The sequence below is a fragment of the Pseudomonas sp. FW305-E2 genome (assembly GCF_058782925.1).
In genome coordinates this window covers 128,182-150,281 of the sequence record NZ_JBYSYE010000001.1, presented here as the reverse complement: position 1 = coordinate 150,281, position 22,100 = coordinate 128,182, and the positions used below count along the sequence as shown (strand labels likewise).

Sequence of the window (22,100 nt, the reverse complement as noted above, 5' to 3'; positions counted from 1 at the left end):
CTGTTCCATGCTTTCAGGGTGCTGGTCAGTGGGCACATCTAGTGGCACAGGTTTGCCATTTAACGAGTGAACATGCCTGCGATGATTCGAGCGTCCAAGAGAGCATGATGCGGCAACGGGGCTCCATCGTTGCAAGCTTCCAGAGTCGTAGCGTCAGTGGGGCTGTTCAGCACGTTGCTCGGCCAGCGTCCGTTGGCATAAGCCAGCTCGCAAAAAAGCTCCCAATCGTACTGTGGTGCGTCGGTCACAATCTCTAGCGTCTCCGCGAAGCCTTCGAGGAAGCTCTGGAGCGCGTCACGTGCAGCCAAAACGGGCATCGCATAGCTCCCATGCCAGAGCTGTGGGAGTACAATCTCGATCACGAAATCGCTGCAGTCTTGAGTGACCCACGTGTCCAACAATTCCACGTAGAATTCCTTACCGTTTCAGCGACCAAGGCAAGCGAGATCAGTTTGGCTGCCGGCGACAGCTGGGTGAATTCGCAATCAAGGTAGAGCTTCAAGATAGTGACTCCTTTCGCATGAGTGGCAACCGCATCGACATTTCACAAGAGGCCCTTCTCTGGAGGGCGGCTCTGGATCATTTCGGGGAATCTGAGCTGTACCAGATCGTCGTCGAACTGTGGCAAGGGGCAGGGCCTCCTGCAAGACCAACTGTCGAATACCTCGACGAAGATGAGGTGGGCCCAGTCGTGATTAATTTGCTGAAAATTGCCCAGGTGGAAGTGGACGGTGTCGTGCCTTTCAGAGAGGACTCATCAAACCGCGTAACGCTGTACAGTCGACACGCCCAGCACCTGGTTGATGGCCTGCTGGAAAGGATGCCTGCCAACATGCTGACGCGGCAAATGCGGACGGCTCGCGTGTCCAATGATCTGGGCGTCTAATGGGCCAAGCGGAGCGGCGATGAACGGTCATTGAAGGGCAAGCGAGATACGGTCAGGATGGCTCATCGCCATCATGAAAGGGATTTTCGTTATGCCGCCGTATCAGCATCAGTTCGTTTGCTTGGCCACATCTAAGAAGCCGGGAGGTCGGTGTATCGCAGGTAAAACATGGGGCGGACAAAACCATGGTAACTGGATCCGACCGGTCAGCAACCGCGACCACGACTCAGTTTCAGATCTGGAGCGCAGGTATGCAAACGGCAATTACGCTTGCCTGTTAGATTTGACCACTTCCACGTTCTCCGGCGCCCAGAATCACCGCTATCAGATTGAGAATCACGTTATCTGCCACCCCCCGCAGTGGTCATCTGCACGGCGCTTGCTCTTGGACGAAATAGCTGAGTTTGAAGATCGACCTGAGCAGCTCTGGGATCTCACTCATCACAGCCGCTGCGGAGTAAATGATCGAGTACCTCCAGACCTACTGAATGCTCAGCGTCAAACGCTTTTCCTGATTCGCCCAGAAAGGATATCTGTTACGGTATCCGCCGAAAGTGCCGATTGGGGCGATCCAAGGCTCAAGGTACGGGCCTCGTTCACCTACGGCGGACAGCCCTATGCTTTCAAGGTCACCGATGACGTGGCCGAAGGGCATTTCTTGCGGCTTGGCTCTGGCACGCATCATCCCCAAGGCATTACCTATTTCACGGTGAGTCTCGGGGATATAGATCCGAATACCGGATATGCATATAAGCTCGTAGCAGGGATTCTCTGAACGGATGACCATGAAAATTCTGACTATTGGCTTCACCGAGAAGAAGGCCGAGCGGTTCTTCTCTCTGATAAAGCTCTCAGGTGCCAAGCGTGTCGTGGACGTTCGCCTGAACAACATCTCGCAGCTTTCCGGCTTCGCCAAGCGAGACGATTTGAAATATTTCCTGGCGGAGATCTGTGACGTCGACTACGTCCATCTACCTGACCTGGCTCCTACCAAGGAAATCCTCTCGCCCTACCAGAAGAAGGACATTACCTGGCAGCAGTACGAGGAAAAGTTCATGAATCTGATGGCGAAGCGCAATATCGAAAAGCATGTGCGCCGGGATCTCATGGAGGGTGGCTGCCTCCTGTGCAGTGAGCACCAACCTCATCAGTGCCATCGCCGGCTTGTGACCGAGTACCTGAAAGAGCATTGGAGCGACGAGTCCATCGACGTCAAGCATCTTGTATGAGTGATACCAAGACCATCCTCATCGCCTATCCGAAGGAATTCCTCTGCTACTCGAAGCTGCAGAGGAAGGTGCAGTTCTACACCAGCCAATCACCCGAGGTTCAACTCGTGGCCATGGTCGATCCCAACGGCTACGTGAGCGCTTACGCGGAAGAGCAGGGCATTCCGTTCGAGCTGGTAGAAGACCAGGCCGGCGCCGTAGAAAAAGCAACGCACGCGATTCTCTTTGAGGATCGCGAGTGTTTTGCTGGATTGAGAAACACTTTGGGCCTAGCTGCCATACCAACCCGGGTAGTCCCGCTGCAGCTCACCTTGGTGGTGAACAAGGATCGAGGAGACCTTTACGACGTCTATATCGGTCGAGGCACTATCTGGGGCAACCCATACCAGATGGGCCAGGACGGTGACCGAGACGAGGTCATCCGCAAGTTCGCTTACGACTTCGGTCGTGGCTTCCTGAAGGCATCTGAAAACTTTGAGCACAACCTGGGCATCATCAGGGGCAAGGTTATTGCGTGCCACTGTAAGCCTGCAGCTTGTCATGGGGACGTCCTAGCAGCTCATCTAAATGCTCAAGATGATGGACTATAAAGATATAAACCTGGCTCAACTTGAGGGGGTTATGAGATTAATTTAAGTTTCTCTGCGGTTCTCGGTGCTTCTGGTATGGAGTTTTATAGTGCTGGGAAGTTAAAATGCTTCGCCGAGAGATCACCTCGGCGCCGCATAATTAGCAAAGTGCTACAGGTCAATCGCCTCGCCCCAGTATTGGGCTTCATATAGGCTTTTCATGTTTCGTGTTTCGACGTGTCTTTGACGAATGGTATGGTCAGGGAGCTCAAAGATTTTTGGGGCTTCAACGACCTCGCATTCACTTTTGAGTTTGTCGATAAGTTCTTGAGTTTTTTTCGGGAGCTCTAAAAGGGAACTACATTCTGGAAGTACGTTCTTGAGAATGTTGCAGTTAATCGGTGTGATGTTGTTTTTGGAAAGCAGCTGCCAGCTGTGCGTTGTTCCGAAGCCAGAGTTTGTGAGTATCCCGCGTAGGTGATTTACTTTGTCCGGGGCTTGAATTTCGGGAAATGCTTTTTTGTAAATTTTGCTTTTGGCGTCTATGCTCAAATTGTCAAAGCGAAGAGTTTGGTCTACGGCCTCTTCAATCCGGCCATCAAGCCTTCTGGCCATTCTGGCAGACTCAGGATAAAGAGTGGCCTTAGCTTGAATAGTGATGATGGTGTGAGAATTTTTGCAATAAACCAAAAGGTCAATCTCACCGCCCTCAAAATTTCTTTCCAGGCATGTGCTAAATCCATTGCTTTTAAAATGTTTTTCGGCTCGCTTTAATAGCTCAGGCTCGAAAAGGTTTGAGATCATGCTGTCATATTTGTATTTCTTGTTTTTGGATTTGTCGTTCTGAATAGCAATTAGGAGATTTCTTGCGCCGAGCAAGGTCGGCACGGCTGCAGGTAAAAAGTATACGTACTCTTCGATTCGCCAAAATGGTGGAAGAAATTTATTTGAAATGTTTGTGTGCTCACCTTGGGAGCAGAAGAAGAACTCTGAAAATTTATCAAAATCTGCATCCGATGCACTTGTCATCTTCTGAATAAACTTTTTAAGTTCAGAATGTTTCATTTTAGCCATGGCTAAGCCTTGCCAAAGCTTTTTGCCAAGAGGTGTGTCGTGCAGGGCATTTGCGGTCAGGTATTTGTCGACAACAACAGATACATCTATGTAGGTCTGGCCGAGACACATATAGGCAGTTCGGATTTTTTTAAACTCTTCCGAGGAAGAGAAGCCAATGTGGTTGTAGAATGAGTCGGGTATTATGTCGGCTTCAACGAAAGCGCTCTGGGAGCTGGAGTACATTTTTGAAATGTAGTCATAATAGGCGGTTGGGTCTATCGATCTTTTGGACTTCAGCCTGTAAACTATTTTATCAAGTAAGGTCTTTGGGCTTCTCTCAAGTCGAGTCACTGCCGGCAGCGAAAGATTAGTGAGTATAATATCAGTCAGTTCGTGATCTTCTGCCGCTTGGTCGAAGTAGTCGATAAATGACTCGTTTTCGCTTTTTCGTGTGAAGCTGTAAATTTTGTTATGAATAAAAGGGAATACAATATTAAGGTTTGCACATGCAAAAAGATTTTTGAAATCTTCTTGTTTAATGTGGTAACCCGATTCGGTACAGGACTCCAAGCTTTGGTTGCTAAAGTCCTTTGCTTTCTCAAAAATGAAGGTGTATGGGATGAGCGTGCTGTAAGGTAATTCCATGTTGTCCAGCATGTCGCGCATCACGATCTGGCAAAAATGATTATAAATGTGAGGAAATGGCAGCTCTAGAATTGGGTTTGTATCAAATAGAGTGTCTACTTGTGGTTCTAAAATTTTCATTAACTGTCCTTTGAGGTGGTACTTTGCATCGAATTCTGAGAATTATTTGCTTCGCTTTAGAGTGTGTCGATATCGCCTTTGCCATTGACGAAAGTATACGTTAGTGCTTGGCGTCAACTCGAGATGCGACCTATTTTATTATAAATCATCCGCTACGGATACTTCGATAACCCTGGCCGACCGTCTAAATCTTCCAGGAGGTCATCGTCATCATTTTCCGCGCCCTGGCTGTTCAATAATGGGCGAGAATCGAGCGCTTAGGCGCCTGGTGAGGATTTATCGTCAGAGGCCTAGCAGCATCAATTCTAAGCTCAATCAATCGCTGGGCGGAACAGGTGGGTGGGCGGATAACCTGTTGGGGGGGGCTGCATGCGCCTCTGGAGTAACGAACTTGTATGCGCATCGCTATCCAGGCGGAAGGCTAACTCATAACGAATTAATATATTTGCATGACCGCGATATCGTCAACGAGGTTGATAAAGAGATCAGCACTCAGGATCTCACCCACCATGCGCCTATTCCTGGTGCTACCGGCGAGCACTGCATCCGATTTTGCGGCAGTCGAATTCTTCGCCTAAGCCAACATCCAAGTTCTGTTCTGGGAGGCTGGCGTTTTCGAGAACAGTGAGGGCGAGAGCCTGGAAGAGCTGGCACCATCTTGTGGAAGCTGGCCAAGCCGCTGCTCAGTTTGTAAATGCCAACTCGGTTTGCAGCGATGTTGGCAATACGGCTCCCCTGGAGGCTCGTGGCCTTCGTTGAGCCGCTGGCGCACGGACTTCTTGTGCAACATTCACCGTAAGTTTCAGGCCTGCTAGACCTCCATCTCGCTGCAGGTCTGCAAGCTCTGCGCTTAGCTTCGAGATCAAGTCGACTGCCGACTCACCGGTATCTTCACTCAATGTGAGAGTCATGATTGTCAATGGACTTAGCCCAAGGCGCTCACTCACCTGCTCAAGCTTGTCCAGGGTGATACTCGATTTACCCAATTCAAGTTTTGAGAGGTAGGTACGGCTCGTCGTGTCGGCGAAATCTCGCTGGGTGATATTGCGCTTGCTACGCAGTGCACGAAGCACGCTGGCGAAAGAGGCTTTGAGCGTCATGCTGCAGTCCCGGGTATAGGCTGTTTCGATAGGAGGCTATCCATTCGTCCATCAGCCTACCACGACTGGCAAAAGAGCACTCCCATGCGTATACCTTGAAGGACGTCACTATCGGCCCCCATGAGGCCGCTACTCGAGGACAAGAATGTGAACGTGGTCGAGCTAATTGAAGAGCTGCGCAAGTACGACCCTGACCTACCTGTTCTCCTGCCGAGATCTGACTGCTCAGCCTTAGAAGACGCCGTTGCGTGTTACCCAGACGTCGTGCGGGAAGGCCAGATCATGGGCTACGAGTCGCTCAGTTGGTTCCCCTGGGAACCCGATGACCCTGCCACTGAAAAGCTTCAAGTCATTGTTATCGACTTCAGCCAGCAATTCCCGATGGCAGCGAAATGACTATGAAGCGTAAGAATCTCAGCGATGTCTTAATGCCGGATGACCAGATGTACGTCGAGGCCGTGAATGCCTTGAGGCGGTATCACGAAGCTGAAGCAGCTGGGATCAAGGGTGCGGAATTGGAGCGCTTGCGGAAGATTGCTGAAAGTCAGTTTCAGGCGGTGACAGATTATCAGCTCGGCGCCCTCGGTGGCTTCACACCTAGTAGGCATTAGCGTCAGCGGCCAGCCTGATCAGCCCGCACGCAGGATCTCACCCATCAGCGCGCCTAGGTTGCGAGCGTCGTCGATCCCTCTGTGGTACCGACCAGACCATTCAAGGCCCCAGTCCTCAACGGCGGGCCGGAGAGCCATTGCAGGGCAGTTCAGGATTTTCCAGTGCCATTTCTTAGCATTGGTGTGGCTGAGGTCGGACAGCATGGGTTCGCAGCGATTCCGCACTGCATCCCTTGCCAACTGCTTGGCATCGTAATCACCCCAGGAGCACCACATCAGCCCTTCGGCCTTGAACGCAGCCAGGTAGTCATCCAGCTTCTGGCGTACCTCGTCATATGTACCGGCGTCGTCGACGTTGACCTGTTCAATGGTGGTCAGCCCCCTACAAAAATTGGTGAGACTTGGATTTAGCACCGGTCGCACGAAGCTGGTGTACTCGCTGACGATCTTGCAATCCTGATGCAGATCCAGAGCCACTGCTCCGACTTCGATGGTTTCCATGTCGTCACGACGCACAGCCAGATCGTGTTCCTGCTTTTGCTCGTCTGTCAGGTCTGCAGGATACTCGTCGCACGTGGCTTCGAGATCTACGCAAAGGAGATATCGAGAGCCTGCCAGTAGCTCGCGGAGCGCCTGGAGGTGCTTTGGTTTTTTGATCTGCATGCTTCTTCCTTCTCGGAGGGCCCTCGTTCGTTACGAAGGGGAGTCGAAGAGCCGAATGAGCAACTCGCCTGTAGGAGTGCCAGCATACCGCCCCTGCAGCTCTTCAAGCTTGGCAGAGCGCCGCTCCCCGGACAGCAGACTCAACCCGTGAAGGGCATTCATCAACTGCTGCATGCCAGCTATATCCTCAGCCAGATTCAGCCAAGTGGAAGTGATCTGCTGAGCACGAGCCTCTGCCTCACGGCTCGCGATCTGGGTTTCAATGAGCTTGTTGGCGTGCGCCAAGGTTTTGAGCGAGGTGAGCGACTGCTCAAGCTCTTCCAACTGCTCGCCGAGGCGCTCTGCCTGGTCGAGCCCCGAGGCTTTACCATCCACGTACACGACGTCGTCATGCAGCGAGTAGATCGCCAATGGGCCATCCCCGCCGCCAGTGGCATCTAAGGCAAGGACATTCCCGAGGCGCAGAGAATGCGGGATCCAGGTGTGCCCGACACAGACACGCCAGGCACCTGGAATACCGCCACGATGATGCTTCTTGATCCTCTCGCGCCCCCACAACGCGACATCCTGAATCTGTGGGTTATCGAGGTTCTGGGTGAAGTCATTCCAGGATAATCCCACGGGCACATCTGCGTGCAATACCCCGACCACGCCCTGAGCCGTCTCCACCTCAATAGCCAGCGGCAAGCTATCCAGCTTGTCGATGACCATGGGCTTGGACTCGTCATCTATCGTGAGCCACCACCGCGCTCCATGGGCTGAATAGGGCAGGTGTGGGTTAGCTCGATAGGCGTCGATTAGCATCTGTTCATGGTTGCCCTTCACCGTGAAGAACCAGGGTTCGCCCAGCAGCTTCAGCCCATCCAGCATCCCTGGGCCACGGTCGATGAGATCTCCCACGGCAATCAGCCTGTCGACAGACTTATCAAAACCGAGAGCTTGCAGGCCCTTATGAAGCTCTCGGGTTTTGAAGTGAATGTCACCCACGACAAAGTCGCGGCCAGCGTGATTATGCGGGAGCTTAAGCAGATGGGGCATGAGCTACGAACGCTCCAAAAATCGGGCTGGAAGACCTCAATATTTTACCTGATGATGATGCGCGTATGGGCTATTGATGTAGGTGTAGATGGGGAGGAAGCGACCTCAAACGAGCTGATGCCCATGACCCGCGAGCGGCAAGCGGAGCGCGCAGACCAGGAGGGTCGGAGGTGCGAGGATGGAAGCCCGAAGAGCCGAGCCACACAGTGGCTTGGTTTACGACAGCCGTCCCCAACGGGGCGCGCCATAGAGCTGCTAGAGTGCTTTTAACATTCGCTCCAGGCTCTGATGCTCCCAGGTCGACAGCAGCGCAATCGGATCTGTACGAGCACCTGGATCAAAGTCCCAGCGCTGGCCATTGGGGCTCACCACTTGCTCGCAGTAGTCGAGCTCATCGCAGTCGTTGTAAATCGTGATACGCCATCCCTCGATGTCTACTACGAAGTGGTACGCATAGACTTCATCCCACGCCTGTACGCCCACCTTTGTCATATGCCGACGCCCAAGGACGACTTCACGGAGCACCTGGCAAACCTCGCGTGCCGTAAGCGCTCCAAGGGGCTCGTTACCGCTTTGGTCTAGTGTCATATGAGGATCCAACTCCCTCGGTCATTCACCCGAGGATACCAGCCTCCATGCACAGGGAAGACGCCATGGCATCAGTTGACGACCGGTTGAATGAGGCTCGCCTTATAGAAAAGGCGCTCACACGCATCAAGGACATCAGCTCCTCGAGAAGCGCGGATGAAGTGACGTATCGATTTGGCCTCGCGACTGGATACATCGCCGCCATCCTCCATGCTGGAGTTATAGATGAAGCCCGAAGGGAGGAGCTCCTCATTCTGGTCGAGCAGACGCAAGAATCCCACCCGCTTTCAAACGGAGCATCGGGCAGGTTTGACCTATAGGTGCCAGCACATCTTCATTAGAGAACCGGCCAGGGAAGGCCACGGTCGTATCTGCATGGGTATACCCGACGAGGCCACCATGCCGAAGCATCCCCAGACCCAGGACGGTCGATATTTCGTCGTCAAAGAGACGCTGTGGCGCTGCGCTAACCCAGGTCTCTCTGAGGCCACCAGACGAGCCCTGGTCGGCGACCTCATGCGAGCTCGTCGCGCCGTTAAGCAAGCCAAAGCAGAAGACGACGCGTCAGCACTGCAACGGGCCAGGGCAAGTGTCCATGCCGCTAAGGTTGCCTTGGGTGAGCGCGGTGAGGTCTGGTGGACTGATGGCAGTCCGGACTACAACCGCCGCAAGGTCACCAACACCCCCTACGCTGAATGGTTCGCCTTGCTGACCACCTCTGGGTAGAGCAAGGCTTAGCGAGCCGCGTCGTATTAAAACGGCGCGAAGCTGAGCTACCGTCTGGGGACATATCGAACAGCCTGGGAGCTTCTGATGACCATCATCCGAGAAGAAAACTGGAGCTATTGCCCCACGCCAGGGAACGCGCAGCGGAGCAGGGTTGGCACCATTTGTGATGCTGGCCCTTTCAAGAAATGCTCTTGGCTGCTGACATCGAAAAGCACCGGGTTGACGTGGACGACCGTTGCGCCATTCCCTAGGGCGCGAAGCGGAAGCTCGGCTGCTGGGTAGACGATCCCTGAAGTCCCCACCGATAGAAAGAAATCGCAATCCTCTACTGCCTCCAGGGCTTCGCTCCAAGCTTGCTCAGGCAACATCTCTCCAAACCAGACGACCCCCGGACGAATACACCCATTGCACCCGCTGCATCGCGGCGGCTCCAGGCGAACCCCACCTTCGGGAAGGGTATCCAAGGGGAGGGCAAGCGTATGCGGTAGCCCACAGTCGATACACCTGGGAGAGTTCAGGCTGCCGTGCAAATGGATCACCTGAAGACTTCCACCACGCTCATGTAAATCATCGACGTTTTGCGTGACGACTGTCAGCTTAGGCACACGCCTGGCGAGCTCAGCTATCGCATGGTGTGCAGCATTTGGCTGCGCTAGAGCTACTTTTCGACGGCGCCACTCGTACCAGCCCCAACAGAGTGAAGGGTCTGCACGATAAGCATCAGGGGTCGCTAACTGAGCAGGATCGAATCGTTCCCAAAGTCCAGTCAAAGCATCCCTGAAGGTCGGGATCCCGCTCTCAGCTGACGCGCCCGCCCCGGTAAACACTACTACGCTTTGCGCGCCTCGAAGGTGGAGTGCAGCAGCGTCCATTGTCATGACATCCCTCCGGGAACGTAGCGTGAGGCAGAAAAAAACCGCCAAACGGCGGTTCAGGGGTGTCGCTCGGGGTCTCTGACTCTTCCTGGCGGGCTTTCGGCGTGCCAGTGAAGAGTTCTTTTCCTCAGGGTGTAGGCGTTGGTGCCAGACACATACGCAGCAACCCTATCGGTAAAACGACTTCGTATCAACCTCGGCTAGGTCGTAGCTACCGAAAGGCCTGGGCGGCCCGTTCTCCGAAGGAGTGCAAATGTACTCCAATGCTTAATCAGGTGGACAAACCTTACATACTGGCTTGCCGAGCCTGGTGATCACGAACGACTCGCCTTGCTGGACGAGCTTCATGATCCTACGCCAGCGGCGCCGAGCTTGGCTCTTGCTCATGACCAGCTCCATTCAATCCCCCAAAGAACAGTCGACTATCAAATTTCTAGTCTGCTTGCCGGCAAGCTTTCTGCAAAGCTCTGCCGCGTTTGAGCAAAGACGCAACGTCTCGCGTAATGTTCCCAAAATAGAGCATTAATGGCGGTTTGATGGGTTAATGTCCCCAAATGGGATCATTATGAATAGCGATGATCTGCCGGTTCTTTGAGAAAGCATCAGCTCACAGCTTGGTAGGTGAGCCTCCGGAAACAACGTAAGGTCATGATCATCCCTCTCGTGAACCTAGCGTATGTAACGCGTTTTTTGGAATGTAACGTCGTCGCTGTTACATTCCCAAAAGTACGTTACAACGACTATTTCTAGGCAATCTGGCGCATGTGGGAGCATACAACCACGAGTACCTCGCCCGGATGTTCTGGCCACCGAGCTATTGTGAGGTGTAAAGGTAGGCTTCAGCAGTTCGAACTGCACACCTTCGGCAAGCGGAGCGCGCAGGCGCGAAGATGGAAGCCCAGCGGGCCATGACGCCACCGTAGGTGAGCGGCTTGGTTCACGACAGCTGTACACGAGAGGGGCGCGCTCAGAGTGCAGAGTGGAAACGAGTCCGAGAATTCATGAGCCGAGATGTCCAAGAAACGCTTCACAGCAGTGCTGCTGATGGCGACCTCCATCTTCTTGAGGTTGCAAGGCGGAAGGCACTCTGGGCACTCGCTCACTTGATACCTGGCGATCCACGGGCTGAGGCTGTAATCCAAGTCCTGGACGACATTGAGCACCAAGAGCAATCCTCGCCCATCTACCGGCAGGCCCTGGACGCTGATGAGGTTTTAAATCTTGTACCCTCGGAGCCGCATCCTATTGGCATAGCCATAGTCCGAGATGAAAACATCCCCCAGCCGTGGCGGGAGCGATTCGAGTGCGCGAGCCGAGGTTCGACCCGAGTAGCTGAAGGCGCTTATCTGAGTGATTGGTTGAAATTTCTTTCAGAATGGCACCAGGAAATGACTCACCTTGAACGCCACAGAGCAGCCTGTGATCGATAGGGCGCCTTACCCCGATTCAATAAGGGGAGGCGGCCCATATTATCCGTATACCCTTACGGGGACAGGTCAGATTAGGCTGGTCTAGGCGTCGGATTTTGGCAAATTTTTGCGATGCAGCGGTGAGACGAAATCTTGATAGGCTTCGCGACTCTGCAGTACCTGATCGCGAATTTCCTCCGGATCGATAGCCATCCCACCTCGGGCCGTAGTGCGGAGCGTCTTGAGTTGATTGACAGCTTGAATGAACTCCCGCTCCTTGGCTTTCTCAGTTTCAGATCTGTTGTCCGGGAAAGCCCAGTTCCAGAGTCGATCAAGAATTTTCAGCATACTCATACCAATCACTTACCAGAAGAGGGCTTATGGCATAAGACCTAGGGTGGCTAAAGCCAGTTTGAGTCAGGGAACCGGGTAGTATCGAAGCGGTTGCAGGTGCACAGCGAGCACATTGATCGGCATACCAATTTGAAAGGCTGATCTGATTTCTGGGTCTCGAGGCTGAGAAGAATTTTTAGATTGCACGGAAGTTACTTTGTCGTTGAGTTAACGATACGTTGATATGGTTTCACGATGGTGTGACTTTAGCACAGTAAATCCGGAAAAACGCGCGTCGATATTGGTTTTTTGGCAAATGAGCCGGATTTCGCGTCGTAAATAAACCATCAGTATAGTTTGGCATCAACCGTTAGTATATTTTTGGACGGTGAATGGATTTGCTTTGATCCGCTCGTTCTGAAGCCCTCATGAAATTTTTTTTCATCCCCCCCCCTTGAAATCATTTTTCAAAAACGGAGCTCTATTATTTTGTTAGCAAAAAAAAGCAGGGATCTCTTATTTTGCAAATTTTTTGATGCCATTTTGAGATCGTGAATTCTGCTGTTTGAGATAGATGCTGATAGCTCAGATCTGAATGCCTCCCTTGCCTCGCCCCTTTGCTCGCTACTTCACCTCACGCGCATGCGCGTGAGCGTGGCTTGCTTTTGAGCGCCGTAGGCGCATCGCTTTTTTCAGCGCCGTAGGCGCTGGCTTGATTTTGACCTCAAAAAAAGGTACTCATTTTTTAAAAAAAAGTACGCGGAAGATATACCGTTAAATTGTTGAGTTTCCAGTGCTTGGCGCATACCCGTACAGGTCGCTAACAACCGAGTGGTAGCTAATGCTGGTAAAGGCGGCGTCGCTGTATTTACTTGAAGCGGATGGTGTGCGGTTGCAATTTTGTAGTCGTAGAGTTGGTGCGGGGTGTTCCATTGCGGTGATGATCAATCCTTGAGCACCCAGCTCGCGCCGGTCTCTTCCACCTTTCGGCAGGTTGTCTATTAGCTGCATTAAGGTATGCGTCTGGCATACCCATCTGTGTTTGCTGGGGTTTCAGGCCTATAAGTGAGTATGCTGCTGAGACACCCTTTGAAAATGTGTCTCTCGTGCCTTGACGTTTAGATGCTCAAACATTTAGCTTTAATTGACACCTAGGGAGGGGTGCTCCAATGGAAGCGAATATTTTGAGAGGTTTTTATGATTGCGGCTGATAAGTTGGCTAAAGAGTTTCTCGACGTGCACGAGACTGCGGACGCCCTTGGTGTGTCAAAGGAAACCTTGAGGTTCTGGCGATATACTAATAAGCACGCGACAGAAATTCCTGCGTTAAAGCATGTGTCTCGTCGTATTTATTATCGTACCCAAGATGTCGTGGCATTTTCCAAAACTATGTATTGTCCTTCCAGTTGCTGACCGCTGCCGAGCTGCGAGCATGATGCTCATAAAGGCCTTGGCACGATGCCCTGGCTAGCAAGAAGCCCAGATCGATCTGGGTTTTTTTGTGCCTGCAAAGCGGGTTTGGTAGCCGATAGGATGATGCAAAATATTTTAAAAAAATATGATGTTTTTCAAAGAGGAGGCGCTTTGGGCTTACGAGAGCTGAGGAAAGCTTGCGAGAGCTGAGCTTAATTTTGAGTACCGGCTACCAAATCGCTACCAAGCTCTCAAAAAGACCAAAGATACTGAAGGATTTAGGGAATAAGGGCAAACGCTAGAAGCTTCGTGGGACGTGGCCTACAGCTGCTTATGAAGGTGTGATGGAATGACAGAAAAGGTGTTGACAGTCAGCAGATTTTAAGTCTGCTGTGTATACCAATTCCACCACACTCGCACGTTTGAAGGGGTCGCAACGACCAGCTCGCTTCTAAGCAGAAGGGCTTCGCAATCAAGCGCGCTTTATAACCCATTGTTATAGTTGAGTCAACTGCAGCACCTATGATCAACAGATAGAAGAGGCGATCGAACGGGCAATTGACACCTTGCTGTCGTTACGCCACTGTTGCCCATGATTGGATCCAAGCGTGTTCCGCAATGACATGGGGCCGAGTTGGCGACGGTGTGGTGCGTCCACGGTTATTCTGGCGGCTGTTGTTCGCGCAGGTGCTCGTGTTGGCCTCTGCCGGCGGTGGTATGATCATGCGGCTCAGCCTGTGATTGCTGAAAGAGGCCATGCCGCGGTGCATCAGCCCGGCGCTGGCCGAGCCGGAACGCTGACAGCCTGTAGTCGTTCAGCTGTCTACTGGCAGACACTCCAGGCTACGTTCATTTTCTCCCTCCTGCTGTGCCAGTGGAGTTTGCATGGTTTCAGCCGACTGCCTCGACGCTTCCCTCATGCCCGCCCATCGTTATGAACAGCTAGTTCAGTCGGTGGTGGATTATGCCATCTACATGCTCGACCCTTCCGGCCATGTGGTGTCTTGGAACGCAGGCGCGCAACGGATCAAGGGTTACCGTAGGGATGAAGTGATCGGCAAGCACTTTTCGTTGTTCTTCACCCCACAGGATTGTGCGCAGGGCCGCCCCGAAGGCCTGCTGCGTCAGGCGCTGGAGCAGGGTGTGGCGCAGGACGAAGGCTGGCGGGTGCGCAAGGACGGCACGCAGTTCTGGGCCTTGGCGGCACTGGATGTGATCCGTGATGAGAATGGCCAGATCATTGGCCTGGCCAAGGTGACACGTGATATCACTGACCGTCGCGAGACGGCGCAGCAGCTCGACGCAGTGCGCGCCCAGCTGTTCCAGGCGCAGAAGCTTGAAGCCCTCGGCCAGTTGACCGGTGGTCTGGCGCACGACTTCAACAACATGTTGACCATTATCATCAGCTCGGCGCGCCTGGCGCTGGCCACCCAGGACCCGGCACGCACCCAGCGCATGTTGCAGCACATCCTCGATGCCAGCCAGCGTGGCACCGAACTGACCCAGCAACTGCTCAGTTTTGCCCGTCACCGCAAGTTCGATGTGGCCAGCGTTGCCCCGGCAGAGCTGGTTAACGCTACGCGTGGCCTGCTTGAACATGCATTGCCAAGCTCAATTGACTTGAAGGTGTTGCTGCAACCGGACCTGCCGCGGATCGAGGTGGATGCCGGGCAACTGCAGATGGTGTTGCTCAACCTGTTGTTCAATGCCCGTGATGCCATCGACGGGCATGGCCGCATCAGCCTGACTGTCGATGTGGTCGAGTTGTTCGGCGAAGTTGAAGGGCTGAAGGGCAGCTTCGTGCGCTTCGAGGTGGAAGACAACGGCGCAGGCATACCCACAGAGGTACTGCCGCGTATCTTCGAGCCGTTTTTCACCACCAAGCCTTTCGGCAAGGGTACCGGCCTGGGGCTTAGCCAGGTCTATGGTTTCGCCCGGCAAAGTGGTGGTGCCATTTGTGTCGACAGCGAGCCTGGCCGGGGAACTTGCATGCGACTGTACTTGCCAATGTATCAGGACCAGACGGATAGCCCACTCGACAGGTAGACAACATGGCACAGGCACTGAAGCGGCTGGTAACGGGGATCGACGGGCTCGACGCGTTGCTCAAGGGTGGTCTGATAGCTGGCGCCTCCTACATTATCCAGGGGCCGCCGGGGGCCGGTAAGACCATCCTCGCCAATCAGCTGGCCTGCGGCCACGTGCGTGGCGGTGGTCGGGTGCTGGTGGCCACCTTGCTGAGCGAGTCGCATGAACGCTTGTTCCAGTACCTGTCCACGCTGGACTTCTTCGACCCGGCGCTGGTCGGTGACAAAATCCAGTTCGTCAGCGCCTTTGATACCCTCGAGCAGGATGGGCTGGATGCGGTGGTGCGCTTGCTGCGCCAGGAAATTGCCCGGCAACAGGCCAGCCTGCTGATCGTCGACGGTGTGCTCAATGCCCGGGTACGTGCGGAAACCGCGCTGGACACCAAGAAGTTCGTCTCTGAGCTGCAGGGGCATGCGGCCTTCGCCGGTTGCACCGTACTGTTGCTGACGAGTGCCCGGCTGGACGAGGGCAGCCCGGAACACACCATGGTCGATGGCGTGATCGAACTGGGCGAGCAACTGGTCGGCAGCCGCGCCGTGCGCCATGTTCAATTGCGCAAGACCCGCGGCAGTGGTGCGTTGTCGGGGCGTCACGAATGCCTTATCGATGAGTCCGGCATGCAGGTCTATCCTCGCCTGGAAGCGTTGTTCAGCCACCCCAGCCAATTGGGCAGCGGCACCTTGGCGCGTATCAGCAGCGGTGTCCCAACCTTCGATGAAATGCTTGGCGGTGGCTTGGCCACCGGGTCAGTCAGCCTGTTGATGGGGCCTTCGGGGATTGGCAAGACATCATTGGGCCTGGCCTTTCTGGGTGCCAGCACCCCGCAGGCGCCGGGGTTGCATTTCGGTTTTTACGAAACGCCCGAACGCCTGCGCAGCAAGGCCGCTTCGCTCGGTTACGATTTTGCCGCGATGGAGCAGGGCGGTAGCTTGCAGCTGTGCTGGCAGCCGACCACCGAAGGCTTGCTGGACCAGGTTGGCGCGCGATTACTGGAGCGTGTAGCGGCGCAGGGCAGCAAGCGCGTGGTGATCGACAGCCTTGGCGCATTCAGCCGCCTGGCTATTGACCCGACGCGGCTGAATGCGTTTTTCCGCGCGCTGGCGGGTGAGTTGCGCGCGCGCGATGTCAGCGTGGTCCTGACCTGGGAGATGCGCGACATTTTCGGCGCGGAAATCAGCGCCCCCGCGCCGGACCTGTCGAGTATCGTCGACAACCTTATGCTGATGCGCTTTGTCGAACTGGACTCGCGACTGCAGCGCATGCTGTCGGTCCTCAAGGTGCGTGACAGCCACCATGATCCGGCCTTGCACGAGCTGCTGATCGGGCCGCAAGGCATCACCTTGCGCAAGGCATTCGAAGGTGCCTGCGGTGTGCTTTCGGGAACGCCGACGCCGCAGGGGAGCGGGTGACGGACGAGCCGATGAACACCATCCTGATTGTCGATGACGAATACCTGATCGCCGATATCCTCGGTTTTGCCTTGGAGGACGAAGGTTTCGTGGTGGAAAAGGCGAGCAATGGCTGCAAAGCACTGGAGGCATTGAAGGAAAAGCGCGTGCAGCTGGTGATTACCGACTACATGATGCCGCTACTCAACGGTGAGGAGTTGGCGCGTGCCATACGCCAGGACCCGGCGTTAAGCGAGTTGCCGGTCATCCTGATGAGCGGCGCACAGGCCAGCCAAGGATGTCCGGCCCTGTTTGCCGCAATATTCGACAAACCGTTCGACATGGATGAGATGATCGCCACGGTGCATCAGTTAATAGGCACCTGAGGCTGGCGGTCGAGCGCATCCATGCCCCTCGGGTGACGCTCAGTGTGAGTCTTCGTGTTTCTCCGGAGCCGGGCTGCCGGCCTGGATACGTTTGAAGATCTCTTCTCGATGGACCTGAACATCTTTCGGTGCATCGATACCGATCCTCACCTGCATCCCTTTGACGCCCAGAATGGTGACTTTGATGTCATCGTTGATGACGATGCTTTCGCCAACCTTACGGGTGAGTATCAGCATGTAGTTCTCCTTGGTGATGTAAAAGTCCGCTGGGCTAGTTGCCGTGGCGGCGGGAGCTTGTCCCTCTTCCTTCTCATTAAAGACGCTTTCGGCGGATAGTAATTCCCCGACAGACAAATTCTGTTGCGTGTCTTCAGTTGCAGGTGCCAAAGCAAACCGTCAACGGTTTGTCGGCCAAGGTGCTCGCTGGCAAGAATAGGGGGGTTGGCGGCTAATGGGAAATTTCTTCGCATCATGGGCTGAATAGACAAGCTCAATGGGCCTCCTGTTCCTCGAGTGCCTGAAGAAACAACAGCAAGGCCACTTCCTCCGGGTCCAGGCCTTTGCGCACTCGGTTTTTCGGTAAATTGGCAAGGCGCCCCAAGGTATAGTGCTCCAGGACTGCCGGGTGGATATAGCAGCGTCGGCACACGGCCGGCGTATTGCCCAGGCGCGTGGCCACCTGGCGGACTATTGCGGCGACCTGACGTTTGGCTTCACTCTCCGGCTCCCAGGCCAAGGGCTTCAGAAGGTTCAATGCCAGGCTGCTGCCGGCCCAGGTGCGATAGTCCTTGGCAGTGAAGTCGGCGCCGGTCAACTGCTGCAAAAACTGATTGACCTCGGTGGAGCCGACACTATGGCGCTGGCCGTCTTCATCCAGGTACTGAAACAGTGCCTGCCCAGGCAGTTCCATGCAGCGTTTGAGCAGGTTGGCCAAGCGCCGGTCGTTGAGGGTGACGTTGTGTTCGACGCCGCGCTTGCCGCGGAATTGAAAGCGAATGCTGCTGCCTTTGATCTGTACATGGCGATTGCGCAGGGTGGTCAATCCGTACGACCGGTTATCGCGCAGGTAGCGCTGGTTGCCAATGCGGATCAGGGTGTGGTCCAGCAGGCTCACCACCAGCGCCATGACCTTTTCCCGGTCCAGCCCTGGCCGCGCCAAGTGGGCTTCCAGCTGTGTGCGCAGCTTTGGCAGGGCTTGGGCGAACGCAAGCATGCGCCCGTATTTGTGCTGGTCGCGCAGTTGGCGCCACTGCGCGTGGTAGCGGTACTGCTTGCGGCCGCGGGCATCGCGGCCGGTGGCTTGCAGGTGGCCTTGCGGGTCGGCGCAGATCCACACATCCGTGTAGGCCGGGGGGATCACCAGTGCGGCGATGCGTGCGAGGGTTTCGCTGTCGCGTACTCGTTGGCCATCGGCATCGAGGTAGATGAAACGGTCGCGCCAGCGCCGACGGGTCAGGCCCGGCTGACTGTCGTCAACGTAGTGCAGGGTGCGCGGCAGGGGGCAGTCGAGCATGGGCAGCAGGCCTCGATCAGGTCACTGATCAATGGACAATACGCGCGCTAAGGATGCTCAACCCAAAAGGGCCACCGACTTGATCTGGGCGAACAGTGTCTGCCCTGTGTGCAAGCCGAGCTGGTCTGCCGAGAAGCGGGTGATGCGTGCAAGCAGGGCATTGCCGCCAGCATCCAGGCTGACCAGCACATGCGCCGGGTTAGCCGCCGGACGGCTCTCGCGCACACGCACCGGCAGGCGGTTGAGGATGCTCGATGCGCTGTCCGCCGCCAGGGCCAGGCTGACATCCCGGGCCTGCACCTTGACGCGCAGGGTGCTGCCCATCACCTGCGCCGCGTGGGTGATGCGCAGCAGCGGCCCATCGCTGCCGGGCAGGCGCAGGTCAAGCAGGCCGTAGTGCGGGTCGTGCCCTACCACCTTACCCTCGAACACGACGCCGGCGTCGTCGCCCTGGGCCAGCGACAGGTCAAGGCGAGCCAGGGTTTCGCCGATCGGGCCGCTGGCGATCGCCCGGCCTTGTTCCAGCAACACCAGGTGGTCGGCCAGCCGCGCGACTTCATCCTGGGCGTGGCTGACATATATCAGAGGGATGTCCAGTTCGTCGTGCAGGCGCTCCAGGAAGGGCAGTATCTCGCGCTTGCGCGGGCCGTCGAGGGCTGCCAGCGGCTCGTCCATCAACAACAGCCGCGGGCTGCTGAGCAGGGCGCGGGCAATACCCACCCGCTGCGCCTCGCCCCCCGACAGCGTTGCCGGGCGGCGCTCCAGCAAGTGGCCGATACCCAGCAGTTGGCACGCCTGGTCGAGGCTGACCTTGCGTTCAGCGGGCGCTACCCGGCGCCAGCCGAACGTCAGGTTGCCGCGCACCGACAGGTGCGGGAACAGGCTGGCTTCCTGGAACACGTAGCCCACCGGGCGCAGGTGCGGTGCCTGGACGTAGCCACGGGTGCTGTCTTCCCAGACTTCGCCGTTGACCTCGATATAGGCGCTGGCGGCCCGTTCCAGCCCGGCCAGGCAGCGCAGGCAGCTGGTCTTGCCGGAGCCAGAGTGGCCGAACAGTGCGCTGATGCCGCGCCCGGGCAGGTGCAGGTTGACGTCCAGGGTAAAGTCGTCGCGTGCCAGTTTCAGGCGCGCCACAATCGATGCGGTCATTTCAGCTCCAGCCAGCTTTGCCGCGGCGTCCAGCGTACAGCAGGAGCAGCACCAGGAATGAGAACACCAGCATGGCACCGGCCAGCCAGTGGGCTTGCGAATACTCCATGGCTTCGACGTGATCGAAAATTTGTACCGAAACCACGCGAGTCTTGTCGGGGATGTTGCCACCGATCATCAGCACGACGCCAAACTCGCCCACCGTGTGGGCAAAGCCGAGGATGCTGGCAGTGACGAAGCCAGGGCGGGCCAGCGGCAGCACCACATGAACGAAAGTGTCCCATGGGCTGGCGCGCAGGGTGGCGGCGACTTCCAGGGGCCGTTGGCCGATCGCGCCAAAGGCATTCTGCAGGGGTTGCACCACGAACGGCATGGAATACACCGTCGAGCCAATCACCAGGCCTGTGAAGCTGAACACCACACTGCCCAGGCCTAGCGCCTGGGTGGCCTGACCAAGCCAGCCGTGCGGGCCAAGGGCGATCAACAGGTAAAAGCCGATCACCGTCGGTGGCAGTACCAGCGGAAGTGCCACCACCGCACCCACCGGTCCGCGCAGCCATGAGCGCGTGCGCGCGAGCCACCAGGCGACCGGGGTGCCGATGACCAGCAGGATCAGGGTGGTCAGGCTGGCCAGTTTTACGGTCAGCCAGATAGCGCCCAGGTCACTGGCATCGAGTGGCATCAGCGTTCATAACCATAGGATTTGATCACCGCTGCGGCTTTCGGGCCTTTGAGGTATTCGACCAGTGCCTTGGCGGCCGCATTGTCCTTGCCTTTGTTGAGGATGACGGCGTCCTGGCGGATCGGGTCGTGCAGGTTGGACGGCACGATCCATGCCGAGCCATGGGTCACCTTGCCGTCCATGTAGATCTGCGACAGGGCGACGAAGCCCAGTTCGGCGTTGCCGGTGGAGACGAACTGGAAGGCCTGGGTGATGTTCTGGCCTTCGACGATCTTGCCTTTGGTGGCTTCGGTTAGCTTCAGCCTGTCCAGTACCTGGGTGGCGGCCAGGCCGTAAGGTGCCGCTTTCGGGTTGGCGATAGACAGGTGTTTGTATTCGTTCTTTTTCAGCACTTCACCCTTGGCATCTACGTAGCCTTCCTTCGCAGACCACAGGGCCAGGGTGCCGATGGCGTAGGTAAAGCGCGAGCCGGGTACGGTTTCCTTTTCTGCTTCCAGCTTCTTGGGGGTGGTGTCGTCAGCGGCGAGGAACACTTCGAACGGTGCACCGTTCTTGATCTGCGCGTAGAACTGCCCGGTGGCGCCATAGGCCGCGACCAGTTTGTGACCGGTGTCTTTTTCGAAGTCCTTGGCGATGGCCTGGATAGGGGCTGTGAAGTTGGCTGCGACCGCGACCTGGACTTCGTCGGCCCAGGCAGTGTTGAAGGCGAACAGGCTGGCCAGGGCAGTGACGGCCAGCTGGGGCGAGCGGATACGCATGAAGACAGCTCCTTGAGGTTATCGTTATAGCCTTAACTATATAGCGATAAGCCATTGGCCGGGAAGAGGCCAGGCCTGCCTGTCAGAATGCCTGGTGACCGATCACTGCCAGTGCCTTACCGGCAATCTCCCGCGTCAACTCACCCGCCGGCATGTGCCGGCCCAGCCGTAACGCCTGCCCCGACCACAGATTGCTGAAATCACTCTTTCCCTGCGGATCGGTGATCGCCCGTAAAGGCATCAATGCCCCGCCCGCCAGCGGGAAGCGCGGTGCTAGCTCGCTCATCGGCCCCAGCTCGCGCATGATGCGATTGTTGATGCCGCGCGCCGGTCGGCCGGTGAACAGGTTGGTCAGCGCGGTGTCGCTGGCAGGCGCGCTGTCCAGCGCCCGGCGATGCGCTGGCGACACCTTGGCCTCGGGGCAGAACAGGTAAGCCGTGCCGATCTGCACTGCCGAGGCACCCAGGGCCAGTGCCGCCAACAGCCCGCGGTGGTCGCCGATACCACCGGCGGCAATCACCGGCACGCCGACGGCATCGGCCACCTGCGGTACGAGCGCGAAGGTGCCTATCTGGCTGGTGATGTCATCGCTGAGGAACATGCCGCGATGGCCACCGGCTTCATAACCCATGGCGATGATCGCATCGCAGCCATTGCGCTCCAGCCAGGCCGCTTCTTCCACAGTCGTGGCGCTGGACAGTACCTTGGCACCGCTGGCCTTTACCCGCTGCAGCAGTTCGGCCTGCGGCAGGCCGAAGTGGAAGCTCACCACCTCCGGTCGCAACGCTTCGACCAGCAGGCAGCTCTGCTCGTCGAAAGGCGCGCGGTTGGACACCGGCGTGGGGGGGGGGGGGGGGGGGGGGGGGGGGGGG

Annotated in this window: 25 protein-coding genes and 1 pseudogene; 11 read left to right on the top strand and 15 right to left on the bottom strand. The window is 56.3% G+C overall.

What is annotated here, in order from left to right; genetic code table 11:
• Positions 1-59: 59 nt before the first annotated feature.
• Positions 60-502: pseudogene (locus AC3WLP_RS00740) on the bottom strand (hypothetical protein).
• 18 nt (positions 503-520) lie between these two features.
• Between AC3WLP_RS00740 and AC3WLP_RS00735 the strand changes: the two are divergent.
• The 4 genes from AC3WLP_RS00735 (at position 521) to AC3WLP_RS00720 (ending at position 2,705) form a co-directional block, all read left to right on the top strand.
• On the top strand, positions 521-886 hold the full coding sequence (locus AC3WLP_RS00735) for a hypothetical protein (protein WP_088512366.1): 366 nt from the start codon (positions 521-523) through the stop codon (positions 884-886).
• A 73-nt stretch (positions 887-959) separates the two neighbouring features.
• On the top strand, positions 960-1,661 hold the full coding sequence (locus tag AC3WLP_RS00730) for a dual OB domain-containing protein (protein ID WP_143516706.1): 702 nt from the start codon (positions 960-962) through the stop codon (positions 1,659-1,661).
• Between the two features lie 10 nt (positions 1,662-1,671).
• A complete protein-coding gene (locus AC3WLP_RS00725; RefSeq protein WP_088512364.1) occupies positions 1,672-2,115 on the top strand; it encodes a DUF488 domain-containing protein in 444 nt (147 codons plus the stop codon).
• Positions 2,112-2,705 carry a DUF4326 domain-containing protein gene (locus tag AC3WLP_RS00720; RefSeq protein ID WP_088512363.1) on the top strand — a complete coding sequence of 198 codons (594 nt, stop codon included), beginning with the start codon at positions 2,112-2,114 and terminating at the stop codon, positions 2,703-2,705. The genes AC3WLP_RS00725 and AC3WLP_RS00720 overlap by 4 nt, the downstream gene beginning before the upstream one ends.
• A 150-nt stretch (positions 2,706-2,855) precedes the next feature.
• Here AC3WLP_RS00720 and AC3WLP_RS00715 read toward each other — a convergent pair whose 3' ends face one another.
• Both AC3WLP_RS00715 and AC3WLP_RS00710 read right to left on the bottom strand, forming a co-directional pair.
• Positions 2,856-4,505: a hypothetical protein gene (locus tag AC3WLP_RS00715; protein WP_088512362.1), complete on the bottom strand. Its 1,650-nt coding sequence runs from the start codon at positions 4,503-4,505 to the stop codon at positions 2,856-2,858.
• 683 nt (positions 4,506-5,188) lie between these two features.
• The gene (locus tag AC3WLP_RS00710; RefSeq protein WP_088512361.1) at positions 5,189-5,605 is read right to left on the bottom strand and encodes a helix-turn-helix domain-containing protein; all 417 of its coding nucleotides are present in this window, start codon (positions 5,603-5,605) and stop codon (positions 5,189-5,191) included.
• 147 nt (positions 5,606-5,752) lie between these two features.
• Between AC3WLP_RS00710 and AC3WLP_RS00705 the strand changes: the two genes are divergently transcribed.
• Both AC3WLP_RS00705 and AC3WLP_RS00700 read left to right on the top strand, forming a co-directional pair.
• On the top strand, positions 5,753-6,001 hold the full coding sequence (locus tag AC3WLP_RS00705; RefSeq protein WP_143516705.1) for a hypothetical protein: 249 nt from the start codon (positions 5,753-5,755) through the stop codon (positions 5,999-6,001).
• Positions 5,998-6,216 (top strand): hypothetical protein, encoded by a 219-nt coding sequence (locus tag AC3WLP_RS00700; protein WP_371919675.1) that lies wholly within the window; start codon positions 5,998-6,000, stop codon positions 6,214-6,216. The genes AC3WLP_RS00705 and AC3WLP_RS00700 overlap by 4 nt, the downstream gene beginning before the upstream one ends.
• 18 nt (positions 6,217-6,234) lie before the next feature.
• Here the strand turns inward: AC3WLP_RS00700 and AC3WLP_RS00695 are convergent, their stop codons facing one another.
• From AC3WLP_RS00695 to AC3WLP_RS00680, 4 genes are all read right to left on the bottom strand, one after another.
• Positions 6,235-6,879, bottom strand: a complete 645-nt coding sequence (locus AC3WLP_RS00695) for a 3'-5' exonuclease (RefSeq protein WP_088512359.1) — start codon at positions 6,877-6,879, stop codon at positions 6,235-6,237.
• Between the two features lie 30 nt (positions 6,880-6,909).
• Positions 6,910-7,917: a metallophosphoesterase gene (locus AC3WLP_RS00690; protein WP_088512358.1), complete on the bottom strand. Its 1,008-nt coding sequence runs from the start codon at positions 7,915-7,917 to the stop codon at positions 6,910-6,912.
• Positions 7,918-8,172: 255 nt separating this feature from the next.
• On the bottom strand, positions 8,173-8,505 hold the full coding sequence (locus AC3WLP_RS00685; RefSeq protein ID WP_178085886.1) for a DUF7693 family protein: 333 nt from the start codon (positions 8,503-8,505) through the stop codon (positions 8,173-8,175).
• Between the two features lie 71 nt (positions 8,506-8,576).
• Positions 8,577-8,777, bottom strand: coding sequence for a hypothetical protein (locus AC3WLP_RS00680; protein WP_158249198.1), 201 nt, complete (start codon positions 8,775-8,777; stop codon positions 8,577-8,579).
• A 127-nt stretch (positions 8,778-8,904) separates the two neighbouring features.
• Here AC3WLP_RS00680 and AC3WLP_RS00675 point away from each other — a divergent pair, with 127 nt between their 5' ends.
• Positions 8,905-9,231 carry a hypothetical protein gene (locus AC3WLP_RS00675; RefSeq protein WP_088512544.1) on the top strand — a complete coding sequence of 109 codons (327 nt, stop codon included), beginning with the start codon at positions 8,905-8,907 and terminating at the stop codon, positions 9,229-9,231.
• Positions 9,232-9,347: 116 nt separating this feature from the next.
• On the opposite strand, the gene AC3WLP_RS00670 is transcribed toward AC3WLP_RS00675, so the two are convergent.
• On the bottom strand, positions 9,348-10,106 hold the full coding sequence (locus tag AC3WLP_RS00670; protein WP_088512543.1) for an SIR2 family NAD-dependent protein deacylase: 759 nt from the start codon (positions 10,104-10,106) through the stop codon (positions 9,348-9,350).
• Between the two features lie 1,514 nt (positions 10,107-11,620).
• Complete coding sequence (locus AC3WLP_RS00665; protein ID WP_021784261.1) at positions 11,621-11,872, bottom strand: hypothetical protein; 252 nt, start codon at positions 11,870-11,872, stop codon at positions 11,621-11,623.
• 1,176 nt (positions 11,873-13,048) lie between these two features.
• On the opposite strand from AC3WLP_RS00665, the gene AC3WLP_RS00660 reads away from it, so the two are divergent.
• From AC3WLP_RS00660 to AC3WLP_RS00645, 4 genes are all read left to right on the top strand, one after another.
• Positions 13,049-13,264, top strand: a complete 216-nt coding sequence (locus AC3WLP_RS00660; RefSeq protein WP_088512355.1) for a helix-turn-helix domain-containing protein — start codon at positions 13,049-13,051, stop codon at positions 13,262-13,264.
• Positions 13,265-14,149: 885 nt separating this feature from the next.
• Positions 14,150-15,310, top strand: coding sequence for a two-component system sensor histidine kinase NtrB (locus AC3WLP_RS00655; RefSeq protein ID WP_088512354.1), 1,161 nt, complete (start codon positions 14,150-14,152; stop codon positions 15,308-15,310).
• A 5-nt stretch (positions 15,311-15,315) separates the two neighbouring features.
• A complete protein-coding gene (locus AC3WLP_RS00650) occupies positions 15,316-16,761 on the top strand; it encodes an ATPase domain-containing protein (protein ID WP_012051902.1) in 1,446 nt (481 codons plus the stop codon).
• A gap of 11 nt (positions 16,762-16,772) precedes the next feature.
• Positions 16,773-17,126, top strand: coding sequence for a response regulator (locus AC3WLP_RS00645; protein WP_012051903.1), 354 nt, complete (start codon positions 16,773-16,775; stop codon positions 17,124-17,126).
• 39 nt (positions 17,127-17,165) lie between these two features.
• Here the strand turns inward: AC3WLP_RS00645 and csrA are convergent, their stop codons facing one another.
• From csrA to AC3WLP_RS00615, 6 genes are all read right to left on the bottom strand, one after another.
• Positions 17,166-17,363 (bottom strand): carbon storage regulator CsrA, encoded by a 198-nt coding sequence (gene csrA, locus AC3WLP_RS00640; RefSeq protein WP_012051904.1) that lies wholly within the window; start codon positions 17,361-17,363, stop codon positions 17,166-17,168.
• A gap of 253 nt (positions 17,364-17,616) precedes the next feature.
• Positions 17,617-18,639: a DNA topoisomerase IB gene (locus tag AC3WLP_RS00635; protein WP_088512353.1), complete on the bottom strand. Its 1,023-nt coding sequence runs from the start codon at positions 18,637-18,639 to the stop codon at positions 17,617-17,619.
• Between the two features lie 57 nt (positions 18,640-18,696).
• Entirely contained in the window at positions 18,697-19,788 is a 1,092-nt protein-coding gene (gene modC / locus AC3WLP_RS00630) for a molybdenum ABC transporter ATP-binding protein (RefSeq protein WP_088512352.1), read from the bottom strand.
• Position 19,789: 1 nt separating this feature from the next.
• Positions 19,790-20,470 (bottom strand): molybdate ABC transporter permease subunit, encoded by a 681-nt coding sequence (modB, locus tag AC3WLP_RS00625; RefSeq protein WP_003250923.1) that lies wholly within the window; start codon positions 20,468-20,470, stop codon positions 19,790-19,792.
• The gene (modA, locus tag AC3WLP_RS00620; RefSeq protein WP_054889279.1) at positions 20,470-21,228 is read right to left on the bottom strand and encodes a molybdate ABC transporter substrate-binding protein; all 759 of its coding nucleotides are present in this window, start codon (positions 21,226-21,228) and stop codon (positions 20,470-20,472) included. The genes modB and modA overlap by 1 nt, the downstream gene beginning before the upstream one ends.
• Before the next feature lie 82 nt (positions 21,229-21,310).
• On the bottom strand, positions 21,311-22,100 hold a 790-nt coding region (locus tag AC3WLP_RS00615), incomplete at its 5' end, for an NAD(P)H-dependent flavin oxidoreductase (RefSeq protein ID WP_492576045.1).